This window comes from Mycolicibacterium hodleri, from assembly GCF_025822245.1.
Taxonomy (GTDB): domain Bacteria; phylum Actinomycetota; class Actinomycetes; order Mycobacteriales; family Mycobacteriaceae; genus Mycobacterium; species Mycobacterium hodleri.
On sequence record NZ_JACKTL010000030.1, the window covers coordinates 92,705 to 104,877 of the forward strand.

At 68.0% G+C, this 12,173-nt stretch carries 13 protein-coding genes; 11 read left to right on the plus strand and 2 right to left on the minus strand.

Translation table 11 applies throughout. The features are described from left to right. The first annotated feature begins 75 nt into the window (after positions 1 to 75). The 8 genes from H7J06_RS12250 to H7J06_RS12285 all read left to right on the plus strand — a co-directional run bounded on the left by H7J06_RS12250 (position 76) and on the right by H7J06_RS12285 (position 8,894). On the plus strand, positions 76 to 651 hold the full coding sequence (locus tag H7J06_RS12250) for a TetR/AcrR family transcriptional regulator (RefSeq protein ID WP_264039131.1): 576 nt from the start codon (positions 76 to 78) through the stop codon (positions 649 to 651). Beyond that, complete coding sequence (locus H7J06_RS12255; RefSeq protein ID WP_264039133.1) at positions 648 to 1,754, plus strand: DUF1214 domain-containing protein; 1,107 nt, start codon at positions 648 to 650, stop codon at positions 1,752 to 1,754. Before H7J06_RS12250 ends, H7J06_RS12255 begins: the two co-directional genes overlap by 4 nt. A 94-nt stretch (positions 1,755 to 1,848) precedes the next feature. Further along, complete coding sequence (gene cysD, locus H7J06_RS12260; RefSeq protein ID WP_264039134.1) at positions 1,849 to 2,778, plus strand: sulfate adenylyltransferase subunit CysD; 930 nt, start codon at positions 1,849 to 1,851, stop codon at positions 2,776 to 2,778. A 7-nt stretch (positions 2,779 to 2,785) separates the two neighbouring features. Then, a complete protein-coding gene (cysN, locus tag H7J06_RS12265; RefSeq protein ID WP_264039135.1) occupies positions 2,786 to 4,660 on the plus strand; it encodes a sulfate adenylyltransferase subunit CysN in 1,875 nt (624 codons plus the stop codon). Next, complete coding sequence (locus H7J06_RS12270; RefSeq protein WP_264039136.1) at positions 4,657 to 5,400, plus strand: 3'(2'),5'-bisphosphate nucleotidase CysQ; 744 nt, start codon at positions 4,657 to 4,659, stop codon at positions 5,398 to 5,400. Before cysN ends, H7J06_RS12270 begins: the two co-directional genes overlap by 4 nt. 75 nt (positions 5,401 to 5,475) lie before the next feature. After that, the gene (locus H7J06_RS12275; protein WP_264039137.1) at positions 5,476 to 6,072 is read left to right on the plus strand and encodes a cysteine hydrolase family protein; all 597 of its coding nucleotides are present in this window, start codon (positions 5,476 to 5,478) and stop codon (positions 6,070 to 6,072) included. 212 nt (positions 6,073 to 6,284) lie between these two features. Continuing rightward, on the plus strand, positions 6,285 to 8,204 hold the full coding sequence (locus H7J06_RS12280) for a glycoside hydrolase family 5 protein (RefSeq protein ID WP_264039138.1): 1,920 nt from the start codon (positions 6,285 to 6,287) through the stop codon (positions 8,202 to 8,204). 36 nt (positions 8,205 to 8,240) lie between these two features. Continuing rightward, positions 8,241 to 8,894: a pyridoxamine 5'-phosphate oxidase family protein gene (locus H7J06_RS12285; protein ID WP_264039139.1), complete on the plus strand. Its 654-nt coding sequence runs from the start codon at positions 8,241 to 8,243 to the stop codon at positions 8,892 to 8,894. On the opposite strand, the gene H7J06_RS12290 is transcribed toward H7J06_RS12285, so the two are convergent. Beyond that, positions 8,883 to 9,710 (minus strand): nitrilase-related carbon-nitrogen hydrolase, encoded by an 828-nt coding sequence (locus H7J06_RS12290; RefSeq protein WP_264039140.1) that lies wholly within the window; start codon positions 9,708 to 9,710, stop codon positions 8,883 to 8,885. The two genes, H7J06_RS12285 and H7J06_RS12290, sit on opposite strands and share 12 nt — an antisense overlap. A gap of 60 nt (positions 9,711 to 9,770) precedes the next feature. Between H7J06_RS12290 and H7J06_RS12295 the strand changes: the two genes are divergently transcribed. Then, positions 9,771 to 10,241: an Rrf2 family transcriptional regulator gene (locus H7J06_RS12295; RefSeq protein ID WP_264039180.1), complete on the plus strand. Its 471-nt coding sequence runs from the start codon at positions 9,771 to 9,773 to the stop codon at positions 10,239 to 10,241. A gap of 6 nt (positions 10,242 to 10,247) precedes the next feature. Here the strand turns inward: H7J06_RS12295 and H7J06_RS12300 are convergent, their stop codons facing one another. Further along, positions 10,248 to 10,637 (minus strand): VOC family protein, encoded by a 390-nt coding sequence (locus tag H7J06_RS12300; RefSeq protein WP_264039141.1) that lies wholly within the window; start codon positions 10,635 to 10,637, stop codon positions 10,248 to 10,250. A 54-nt stretch (positions 10,638 to 10,691) separates the two neighbouring features. On the opposite strand from H7J06_RS12300, the gene H7J06_RS12305 reads away from it, so the two are divergent. Then, complete coding sequence (locus H7J06_RS12305) at positions 10,692 to 11,705, plus strand: nitronate monooxygenase (RefSeq protein ID WP_264039142.1); 1,014 nt, start codon at positions 10,692 to 10,694, stop codon at positions 11,703 to 11,705. 121 nt (positions 11,706 to 11,826) lie between these two features. Further along, complete coding sequence (locus H7J06_RS12310) at positions 11,827 to 12,126, plus strand: hypothetical protein (protein WP_264039144.1); 300 nt, start codon at positions 11,827 to 11,829, stop codon at positions 12,124 to 12,126. The last annotated feature ends 47 nt before the right edge of the window (positions 12,127 to 12,173 follow it).

Sequence of the window (12,173 nt, forward strand, 5' to 3'; positions counted from 1 at the left end):
AAACGAGGCTCGGCGAGGTCGTCGAGATGAACTGTGGTGTCGCTCACACCGACTTATGTTACTGTCAGTTCCGTAATGACGACGGACTTTGGTCGACCTCGCGATCCGCGCATCGAGGGCGCCGTGCTCGAGGCGACGGTGGCACTCCTGGCGGAGACGGGGTACGCCGAGCTGTCGGTCGACGCCATCGCCCGGCGGGCGGGCACCAGCAAGCCGGCCATCTATCGCCGCTGGCCCAGCAAGGCGCATCTGGTGCACGAGGCAGTCTTCCCGCTCGGCGAGGCCACCGAACTTCCCGACACCGGCACCCTGGCGGGTGACGTCCACGCCATGGTCCGGCGTAGCGCCGACGTGCTGACCACCCCCGCGGCCGGGGCCGCGCTCACCGGACTGGTCGGCGAGCTGGCCGCCGACCCGACGCTGCATACCGCTCTGTTGCAACGCTTCTCGGGAATTCTGTCGCGAGGCTTGGCGGACCGACTCGCCGACGCCGTCGCGCGCGGCGAAGTCCGGCCGGACGCGTCGGCCGACGAGCTCGTCGAAGCCGTCGCCGGCATCACCTTCTTCGCGCTGCTCACCCATGGGCCCGCGCTCGACGACGCATGGGTGGACCGAACCGCCACCCTCATCACGAGAGGCATCAGCACATGACCACGCACGAGTCGACGACGGCATGGCGCGAACTCTTGGAGACGCTGGGAGGTCTCGACGCCTCGTTCCTGACCGGCGATCGTGCCGTCACCGACGACCGGCACGTCGCCGACGGGTACCGCATGTTGGCGACGACCCTCGGCGTCGCGTTCGACACGTATCTGTTCGCCGACCCCAGTCGACCCACCTGGGTGGAGATCAACACGCCGGTGCGCCCCGACCGTCGGTGGGGCGGCGACAACACCGACGCCTATTACCTGATGTGCCCGGTCGACCCCGCGCGGCGGTATCGAATCAGCGGCAATCGTGGTGACAGCGTGTACTTCTCGGTGACCGCCTACAACGAACCGTCGCCGGGCGCCTGGTCGGACCGGGTCGTCGCGCTGGTCCGTGACGACGACCTGGAGCTGGACGCCGACGGAAACTTCTCCTTCGAGCTCGGGCCGACGCCGGACGCCGCCGTGTTGATGACCCGCGACTATCAGGCGGATCCGCGCACCGGACGGCCCGTCGAGTGGCACATCGAGGCACTCGAGGAGCCCGACCGCTTCCGTCACGGCGACGACGAAACCGCGGCAGCGCTGCGGGCCAGTGCCGCCTGGATGCGCACGATGTTCGCCATCCTGCCGCTGGCCGTCGGCATGCGCAGGGACGACGCCCACGGCCTTGGGCACGAAACATCGCACGCGGCAAATGAATTCGCCGAGCCCTATCAGGTGCTCGACGCCAACTTCGGCTGGTCTGCCCGCGACGCCTGCTACTCCTACGGCAGCTTCGTTCTCGCCGACGACGAGGCGCTGGTGATCACCCATCGGCCACCCGCCTGCCGGTTCTGGAATCTCGTGGTGTGGAACCAGTTCATGGCCACCCCCGGCGTCGCCGACGCGCGCAGTTCGGTCAACGGGCACACCGCGGTGCCCAACGCGGACGGCTCGGTGACCATCGTGCTGTCCACGGGAGCCACGGCCCACCCGAACTCGCTGACCACCCTCGGGTACCCGCGAGGCAACCTGGCGTTCCGGTGGTTCCTGGCCGACGGGGTGCCGGCCCGGCCCGAGGCGCGGCTGGTCAAGGCGGCGGACGCGCCGACGACGGTGGACTGAGCTCGGAGATTCGTTGACATGCCATGGCGGCGCCGGTTACATTCCTGGGCATGATTGTAATTCTGGTTAACTTCACCAACTTAGTGGTGAAGTCATGACCGCGACACAGGACCTCGACCGGACGGCGGGCAAGTACGAGCTGAGCCACCTGCGGTCGCTGGAGGCCGAGGCAATCCACATCATCCGCGAGGTCGCCGCCGAGCTCGAGAAGCCGGTGCTGCTGTTCTCCGGTGGCAAGGACTCGATCGTCATGCTGCACCTGGCGCTCAAGGCCTTCCGGCCCGGACGGCTGCCGTTCCCCGTCATGCACGTCGACACCGGCCACAACTTCGACGAGGTGCTGGCCGTCCGCGACGAACTGGTCGAGAAGTCCGGCGTCCGCCTCGTCGTCGCCAAGGTGCAGGACGACATCGACGCCGGCCGGGTGGTCGAGACCATCCCGTCGCGCAACCCGATGCAGACCTTCACGCTGCTGAGGGCCATCCGGGAGAACAAGTTCGACGCCGCCTTCGGTGGGGCCCGGCGCGACGAGGAGAAGGCTCGCGCCAAGGAGCGGGTGTTCAGTTTTCGCGACGAGTTCGGCCAGTGGGACCCCAAGGCGCAGCGGCCCGAACTGTGGAACCTCTACAACGGCCGCCACCACAAGGGTGAGCACATCCGGGCGTTCCCGATCTCCAACTGGACCGAGTTCGACATCTGGTCCTACATCGGCGCCGAGAAGATCACGCTGCCGTCGATCTACTACGCCCACGAGCGGCAGGTCTTCGAGCGCGACGGCATGCTGCTGGCCGTCCACAAGTACCTGCAGCCCCGCAAGGACGAGACGGTCGTCGAGAAGGTCGTGCGCTTCCGCACCGTCGGTGACGTCACCTGCACCGGCTGCGTGGAGTCCACCGCCCGCACGGTCTCCGAGGTGATCGCCGAGACCGCGGTCTCCCGACTGACCGAACGCGGCGCCACTCGCGCCGACGACCGCATCTCCGAGGCGGGGATGGAAGACCGCAAGCGCGAGGGGTACTTCTGATGAGCGCTTGCGCGAAGAAGAGAAGGCACAGTTGATGGCAACGTTATTGAGGCTCGCCACTGCGGGTTCGGTCGACGACGGCAAGTCCACCCTCATCGGCAGGCTGCTGTTCGACAGCAAGGCCGTCATGGAGGATCAGCTCGCCGCGGTGCAGCGCACCTCGCAGGAGCGCGGTCACGACTACACCGACCTCGCCCTGGTGACCGATGGCCTGCGCGCCGAGCGGGAACAGGGCATCACCATCGACGTCGCGTACCGCTACTTCGCCACGGCCAAGCGGAAGTTCATCATCGCCGACACCCCGGGCCACGTGCAGTACACCCGCAACATGGTGACCGGTGCGTCCACCGCACAGCTGGTCATCGTGTTGGTCGACGCGCGGCACGGACTGTTGGAGCAGTCGCGGCGCCACGCATTCCTGGCCTCCCTGCTCGGCATTCAGCACATCGTGTTGGCGGTCAACAAGATGGACCTCGTCGACTGGAGCCAGGAACGGTTCGAGAAGATCCGCGACGACTTCCACGAATTCGCCGCGCGCCTCGACGTGCAGGACGTCACGACCATTCCACTGTCGGCCCTCAACGGCGACAACGTGGTCACCAAGTCCGACGCGTCGCCCTGGTACGAGGGTCCGGCCCTGCTGAGTCACCTCGAAGAGGTCTACATCGCCGGTGACCGCAACCTGGTCGACGTCCGGTTCCCCGTGCAGTACGTCATCCGGCCCCAGACCCGCGAGCACGCCGACCATCGCAGCTACGCGGGCACCATCGCCAGCGGCGTGATGCGCACGGGCGACGAGGTCGTGGTGCTGCCGGCTGGGAAGACCAGTCGCATCACCGAAATCGAGGGTCCCGCAGGTCCTCTCGGCGAGGCGTTCGCGTCGATGGCGGTGTCGATTAGCCTGGCCGACGACATCGACATCTCCCGCGGCGACATGATTGCCCGGCCCAACAACCAGCCGCACGTCACCCAGGACTTCGACGCCACGGTCTGTTGGATGTCCGACGACGCGGCGCTCGAACCCGGGCGCGACTACGTCATCAAGCACACGACGCGGACGACTCGGGCCAGGGTGACGGCGCTGGACTATCGACTCGACGTGAACACGCTGCACCGCGACAAGAGCGCAACGGCGTTGAAGATCAACGAACTCGGCCGCGTCACGCTGCGGACGCAGGTGCCGCTGCTGCTCGACGAGTACGCCCGCAACGCCGCGATCGGATCGTTCATCCTGATCGACCCCGACACCAACGGCACGGTGGCCGCGGGCATGGTGCGCGACACCACCCCGGCGGCGACGCGCACGGCCACCCCGAATGCCGTCCGGCACCAGAATCTCGTCACCGCCGAGGACCGGTTGTCGCGGGGGAGCACGGTGTGGTTCACGGGGCTCTCCGGTTCGGGCAAGTCGTCGGTCGCCATGCTCGTCGAACAGAAGTTGCTCGAAAGTGGGCGTCCCGCCTACGTTCTCGACGGCGACAACCTGCGGCACGGCCTCAACGCGGATCTGGGCTTCACGATGGCCGACCGCGCCGAGAACCTGCGACGGTTGGCGCACATCGCCACGCTGCTGGCCGACTCCGGGCAGATCGTGCTGGTGCCCGCCATCAGCCCGCTCGAGGAACACCGCGCGCTGGCCCGCAAGGTTCACGAAGATCAGGGTTACGACTTCTTCGAGGTCTTCTGCGACACCCCGCTGCAGGATTGCGAACGTCGAGACCCCAAGGGGCTCTACGCCAAGGCCCGACGCGGCGAGATCACGCACTTCACCGGGATCGACAGCCCGTATCAGCGGCCCAAGAACCCCGACCTGCGTCTCACACCCGACTGCGACGTGACCGAACTGGCGCAGCACGTCATCGACATGATCGACGCGAAATGACCGACCACGAACTGGCGGCCCGCCTGGCGACCGAGGCGGGCGAGCTGCTCCTCGGCGTGCGCGCCGAGCTGGCCGACGCCACCGCCGTCGAGCGAAAGGACGCCGGAGACAAGCGTGCTCATGCCTTCCTGATGACGGCGCTGGCGGCCGAGCGGCCCGACGACGCGGTGCTGTCGGAGGAGGCCACCGAGGAGGAGAAGGCCAACTCGAAGCGGTTGAGCGCCGATCGGGTGTGGATCGTCGACCCCCTCGACGGCACCCGGGAATTCGGTGAGCTCGGTCGGCAGGACTGGGCGGTGCACGTGGCGCTGTGGCAGTCCGGCGAACTGGTCGCCGGTGCGGTCGCGCTCCCCGCTCAAGGCGTCACGTTGGCGACGCCGAACGTGCCGCCGCCGGCTGCCGCACCAGGGGTGCCGCGCATCATCGTGTCCAGGACCCGCCCGCCGGCCGTGGCGCTGGCCGTACGCGAGGCGTTGAACGGTACATTGGTCGAAATGGGCTCGGCCGGAGCAAAAGTCGCGGCGGTCGTCCAAGGCGTCGCGGACGCCTATGTCCACGCCGGCGGCCAGTACGAGTGGGACTCGGCCGCCCCCGTCGCGGTGGCCCGCGCGGCCGGTCTGTTCACCTCGCGTCTGGACGGATCGCCGTTGCGGTACAACCAGGCCGACGTCCTGTTGCCGGACTTGATCGTCTGCCGCCCGGAGCTGGCCGACGCGGTGTTGGCGGTCACCACCGCCTGAGCGCCGAGCGTGGGCCTCGTGTACGAAATGTCGATGATCGGCGTACACAGCCCCCACGGTCGGTAGGTTGAGGCGATGAGCAATCCCACCCTGCGCGCGCTGTCCGAACTCCCCTCGACGCCGGCACCCCTGGCCGAGTCGACCCTCGTGTTGATCGACTGCCAGAACACCTACACCCAGGGCGTCATGGAGCTCGAGGGCGTGCAGGCGGCGCTGGACGAGGCGGCGGCACTGCTCGACCGCGCCCGGTCGGCGGGCATCCCGATCATCCACGTCCAGCACTCCGACGGCCCCGGGTCGCTCTACGACGTCGAGGGGGAGAGCGGCGCGATCGTCACACGCGTCGCCCCGCGTGACGGTGAAGCAGTCGTCACCAAGCAGTACCCAAACTCGTTCGTGGAGACCGACTTCGACGACAAGTTGAAGGCCCTCGGTGCGAGCAATCTGGTAATCGCCGGGTTCATGACCCACATGTGCGTGAACTCGACCGCCCGCGGCGCATTCAACGCCGGCTACGCGCCGACGGTGGTCGCCTCGGCCACCGCCACCCGGTCGTTGCCGGGCGTCGGTGGCGAACCGGTGACGGCGGCCAGCCTGCAGTCGGCCAGCCTGGCCGCGCTCGCCGACCTGTTCGCGGTGGTGGTTCGCGACGGCGCGGACGTTCCCGACTGACAGAGCCTGCCTGAGACGAACCCCGGATCGCGGGCGGCGGCTCCACCACCCCGTCTCTGGGCAAATGCTGTCAAGTCGCTGACAGTCTCTGATACCTTCCGAGCTGTCGTAAATGACGCCCGTGCAAGTTTGCTGTAACGCAGCCGCGCGGCGTCGCGCCGCAATACCTCGGGGGTTCAATGATCAATCGCCACGCCACCGTGCTTCGAACGATGGCGACGAAGACCGTCGTCGCAGTCCTACCGGTGGCGCTGACGTGCGCGTACGCCAGCAATCTGTTCGTGCCCCCGCCGCGCCGCCTGGCCGCCTACGACTACTTACCCGTCGCCGAGATCACCGTGTCCGGCTCGACCGTCGGCCTCGCTGATTCGAACCTCTTCTTTCTGAGGGACCCGGACGACGCGATCGACCCCGTGGAGGTCGCTCGGCATCTGGACCAGATGCAGGCACTTGGGATCGACAACATCCGGGTCTACGTGCCGTGGCGTTTCGTGGAAAAGACCAAGGGTGAATACGACTGGGAGGCGATGGACGTCGTCATGTCCCTCGCCGCGAAGCGAGACATGGGCGTGTTGGCCGAGATGAATACCACCCCCGCCTGGGTGGACCCCGACGACCAATTCGAGCCAGGGGCCGCTCATCCAGACGTCAAGGACTTCACGGACTTCGCGTCGGCCGTCGCGACCAGATACGGCTCCACGGTGTCGGCCTACGAGATCTGGAACGAGCCCAATTACGTCGGCTTCTACGACCCGATCGATCCGGCGGCGTACGCGGAGTTGCTCAAGGCGGTCTATCCCGCGTTGAAGGACATCGATCCCACGGCGACGATCGTCGCGGCGGGACTCGGCCACACGCCGACGTACGACGACGGCACGGCGCTGAGTCCGGTCGAGTTCCTAGACGGCATGTACGACGCCGGAGCGAAGGGCTACTTCGACGCGCTGGCCTACCATCCCTACCAAGAGACCACTCCCTTCTCCGAGGGAACCCCCGACGGTTATGCGCTCGATCAAGCGTTGGCGATGGTGGCGCTGATGGCCAGCAACGGTGACTACGTCACCGGACCTGGCGGGCAGCCAGTGTTGGACGCCAACGGTGATCCCGTCACCAAGAGGATCTGGGCCACCGAATACGGTTTGGCCACGTCGAGAGTCACCTACGAGCACCAAGCCAGTTACATTCAGGACTTCCTCGCGACGTGGAGCATGCAGTCGTGGGCCGGGCCGGCTTACGTCTACACGACAGTCGACTCCAATCCCGGCAGCAGCGATCCGGAGGAGAACTTTGGCGTCTTCACTGTCGACGCCAACGGCAACTGGGTGCGAAAGCCGGCGGCCGACGTGTTGGCGGAATGGATTCTGGCCCACCCGAATCAAACGTTCGACCCGGCGGGCCCGACCAACCCGTCCAATCCCGCCAACCCGCTGACGGCTTTCGTGGTGTTCGTGCAGCAGTTGGTTCAGCAGTTCACCCAGTCGGCCTTCTCGTTCGTCAACGCCGTCGTCGCGGCCATCACGAACTTCCTCGGGTCCTTCACCCGTCCCACAGTGAGCGACGCGGCGCCGTCGTCGCAGCGGGTGGCGTTCGGCACGGGTCTGGACGAGCACTCGGCAGCAGCGCAGGCCGGTGAGACCGCAACGGCTGCAGCAGGATCAGATGCCGCGGTTCGAATTACCGCGATCACGGGATCGGGCGCGAAGACGCCGATCGCCGAAGCCACGCCCGCCGCCACGTCCAAGGCCACCGAGCCGACGGCCATCGAGTCGACGGTCACGGAGCCGATGGTGACGGAACCGACCCTCGCAGAGGGTGTTTCGACCACCCCCGAGGCCGAGGCGTCGGTGGTCAGCGAAGCCACGTCGGCTACCCCGGAAACGGGTGGCAACGAGGACTCGACGACGTCGAGCGCCGCGGCGGCCGAAGCGCCGGCGAAGAAGTCGGCCGCCGACGAGAAGGAACGAGCCGAACGTCAATCTCGAGGCAATCGTGACAAGACGCCGCCTGCCGTGCCGTCCCCGTCTACTCCCTCCCGGTCCACCACGGTCCAGTCCGTCGCAGGCGACGACGGGGATGCCGGGCAGGACGGCACAACCGCGGCAAAGCCCGCGAGCAGCGGTTCCGAGGACTAACTGGCTGTACTGGCCTTCCCGACTCAGAATGAACCCATGACCCAGCCCTCGACCCGAGTCACCCGGCTCACCGAAAAGCAGGACGAGTCGCGCAGCGCGCTCGACGCCCTCCTGGACGCCACCCCGCTGGCCACCGTCGCCCTGGTGCGCGACGGCCACCCGGTGATCTTTCCGACCGGCTTCGCGCGGGTGGGCACCGATCTGGTGATCCACGGTTCGACGGGGTCGCCGTGGCTGCGGGCGCTGTCGACTGGAGTGCCCGCGGCGGTGTCGGTCACCACCCTGGACGGCGTCGTCGTCGCCCGCAGCGGATTCGAGTCGTCGTTTCAGTACCGCAGCGCGGCGCTGTTCGGGGTGTTCGAGCAGGTGTCCGGGGACGACAAGGCCGACCTTCTGGAGACTCTCACCGACGCGTTCATTCCCGGCCGGGTCGCCGAGCTGCGGCCCAGCACCCGCAAGGAGATCGCCGCGACGCTGGTGCTGAGAATGCCCATCGCCGAGGACAATTGGTCGTTGAAGGTCAGCGCCGGCTGGCCGGAGGACCCCGACGAGGACGTCGCGGGCGACGCCTGGGCCGGTGTCGTGCCGATGGCGGTGACGTACGGCGAACCAGTGGCCGCGCCGGATCTCACCGCGGGAATCCCGGTGCCGGCGTCGGTGCGGGCGTTCGCCCAGCGCTCAGTCCAGTAGTCCCGCACGGCGGTAGAGGTCGGTGCGCCGGTCGCCGTGGACGTCGTTGTTCTCGTTGAACTGCTTGACGCGGGATTCGGCGAGGTCGACGTCGGCGGTGATCCGGCCGGGTGTGCCGTAGCCGGCGATCGCCATCGGGTAGCCGTCCGCGTCGACGATCACGCTGCCTCCCACCCAGTCCTGACCGCGTTCGACACCCGCGCGGTCGCAGACGGCGATCGCCATGCGGTTCATGCCTGCGCCGGCGAGCGCGCGGACCTGCTCGGTCGGCCGTTCACCCTCTGGCCTGGGGAGCAGCGGCCAGTTCACCGGCGCACAGAGCAGGTCCGCCCCCTGCAGGGCCACCGCGCGCACCCATTCGGGGAATTCGATGTCATAGCAGACCATCACCCCGAGGCGGCCGTGGTCGGTGTCCAGCACCAGCGGCAGGTCGTCGGCGCGGTCGAACACCCGGTTCTCGGTGTCCCACAGGTGCGCCTTGCGGTACACGCCGCGCAGCCCGGTCGGGTCGACGACGGCGGCGCTGTTGTAGACCTGGTCGCCGGCGGCCTCCGGAAACCCGGCGACGATGGTCAGGTCGAAGGCCTCGGCGAGATTGGCCCACTCGGTGATCGCCGGGCCGTCGCGGGTCTCGGCGAGCGCCTCGAGTTCCGCACGGTCGGCGAACACGTACCCCGACGAGGCGAGTTCGGGCAGCACGACGATCTGTGCGCCGTCGCGGGCGGCGTCCTCGATCGCGGTCCTCGCGGTGGTGAGGTTGCCGGTGGTGTCACCGATGCGTAGGGGTATCTGACAGCAGGTGACGCGGGTAGTCATGTGTCGATGGTGGACCATCCTCGCGCAATCCGCAGCCACGTCGGTGGCATGATGCGCTCTATGCGGATGTCGGCCAAGGCGGAGTATGCCGTCCGGGCGATGGTGCAGCTGGCCACGGTCGCCGACGGCGTCCTGGTCAAGACCGACGATCTGGCCAAGGCTCAGGGCATTCCGCCGCAGTTCCTCGTCGACATCCTGTCGGATCTGCGCACCGACCGATTGGTGCGCAGCCATCGTGGGCGCGACGGTGGCTACGCGCTGGCCAAGCCGGCGGCCGAGATCAGCATTGCCGACGTGTTGCGGTGCATCGACGGCCCGTTGGCCAGCGTGCGCGACATCGGTCTCGGCGACCTGCCGTACTCGGGTCCGACCGTGGCGCTCACCGACGTCTGGCGTGCGCTACGCGCCAGCATGCGGTCGGTGCTGGAGGAGACCAGCCTCGCCGACGTCGCGACGGGGGATCTGCCCGGCCACGTCGCCGCCCTCGCCGGTGACTACGTCGGCCAAGAAGAGGAACGCGGCCACGGTTGAGGGGTGTCAGCCGCCGGAGCCGTACGGCCGGGTGATGATCTCGAGGTAGTGTCCCGACGGGTCCTGGAAGTACACGCCCCGGCCGCCGTCGTGGTGGTTGATCTCGCCGGGCCTGGCGCCGCGCGGATCGGCCCAATGCCGTTGTCCGCGACGCACGATGCGGTCGTAGATGGCGTCGAAGTCGGCCTCGTCGACCAGGAACGCGTAGTGCTGCGGGTGGATGTCCTGGTCGTCGGGAGCCTGGGCGAAGTCCAGGCTGACGCCATGCTCGACGGTGACGGCGAGAAAGGGTCCGAATTCCTGGGCCGGCGCCAAACCGAAGACGTCGGTGAAGTAGTTCGCCGACTCCTCGCGGTTCCTGGCGGCCACGATGGTGTGGTTGAAACTGATGGCCATGTCAATCCAGTGAACCACTCGGGGCTGACTCGCGCGACGTTGCAGGATGTACCCATGAGTTTCGACGTCCGTTCACTCGACAAGCCGGTGATCGTCGCGCCCATGGCGGGCGGCCCGACGACGCCGGAGCTTGCCGCGGCGGGATCCAACGCCGGTGGGCTCGGCTTCCTGGCGGCCGGCTACCTCACCGCGGACGTGTTGGCCGAACGCATCACGGCGGCGCGCCAGCTCACGACGGGTCCGCTCGGCGTGAATCTGTTCGTCGTGCAGTCCAGCGCGGCCCGCCCCGAGGCGATCCAGCAGTATGCGAAGGCGTTGGGCGGCGAATCGAGGCGTTACGGCACCCGACTCGGCGACCCGCGGTTCGACGACGACCACTGGTCGGCGAAGCTCGACGTCGTGATGGACCTCAAACCGGAGGTCGTGTCGTTCACGTTCGGTCTGCCATCGGTTCAGGAGTGCGCCAGGCTCAAGGATGCAGGCATCTCCACGGTCGCCACCGTCACCACCCTGGCCGAAGCGGAGCGGGCCGTCGCCCGAGGCGTCGACGCCGTCGCGGTCCAGGGTCCGGCGGCGGGTGGGCACCGTGGCACGCTCGATCCCGCGGCCTCCCCGGCGACCCAGCCGCTCGGTCAACTGGTGCGTTCGACCAGCATCGCGCTCGACGTTCCCGTGATCGCGGCGGGCGGTCTGATGACGGCGGTCGACGTCGCCGACGTCTTCGTGCTGGGAGCCGTTGCGGCGCAACTCGGAACGGCGTTCCTGTTGGCGGACGAATCAGGCAGCAGCCCGGTGCACCGCGCTGCCCTGCGCGACCCTCAGTTCACCGAAACGGTCGTGACGAGGTGCTTCTCGGGTCGCTATGCGCGGGGGATCCGCAATCGCTTCGTCGACGAACACGACGCGCAGGCGCCGCTGGGCTATCCCGAGATCCACCATTTGACCAGCCCGGTGCGGGCGGCGGCGGTTCGCGCCGGTGATCCACATGGCGTGAACATTTGGGCGGGCACCGGGTTTCAGAAGGCCGTCACCGGTTCGGTGGCCGACATCATGGCGTCGCTGGTGTGACGACCCACGGGGGCTAGCCCCCGTCAAGGTCTCCGGAAAGCGCCATGGGCCCAGAGGATTCGGGCTCATAGCGTAGTGGCATCGGGAGCGTCGGGCTCCCGGCCACCGAGGGAGACCGACCATGAAGTCCTACCGCACAACGCTTTTCGCCGCCGCCGTCGCCACCGCTGCCGTCCTCGTGTCCGCCGGCGTCGCCACCGCCGCGCCCAGTGGTCCGTCGCGGGCCGAGGACGTGGTGCGGACGCTGGAGGCCGACGGGTACCACGTCATCGTCAACCGCGTTGGCACCGGCCAACTCTCGTCCTGCACGGTGACGGGGGTGCAGCCGGGTCAGACCTACTCGACCTTCGACTCGCGGGGCGGCTCGTCACCGGCGCTCACCGTGCTCGCCAAGACGATGCACGTCGACCTGGTGTGCTGATCCACTTCACCGCAATGGCCACTTGCAGCACGCTGCAAGTGGCCATT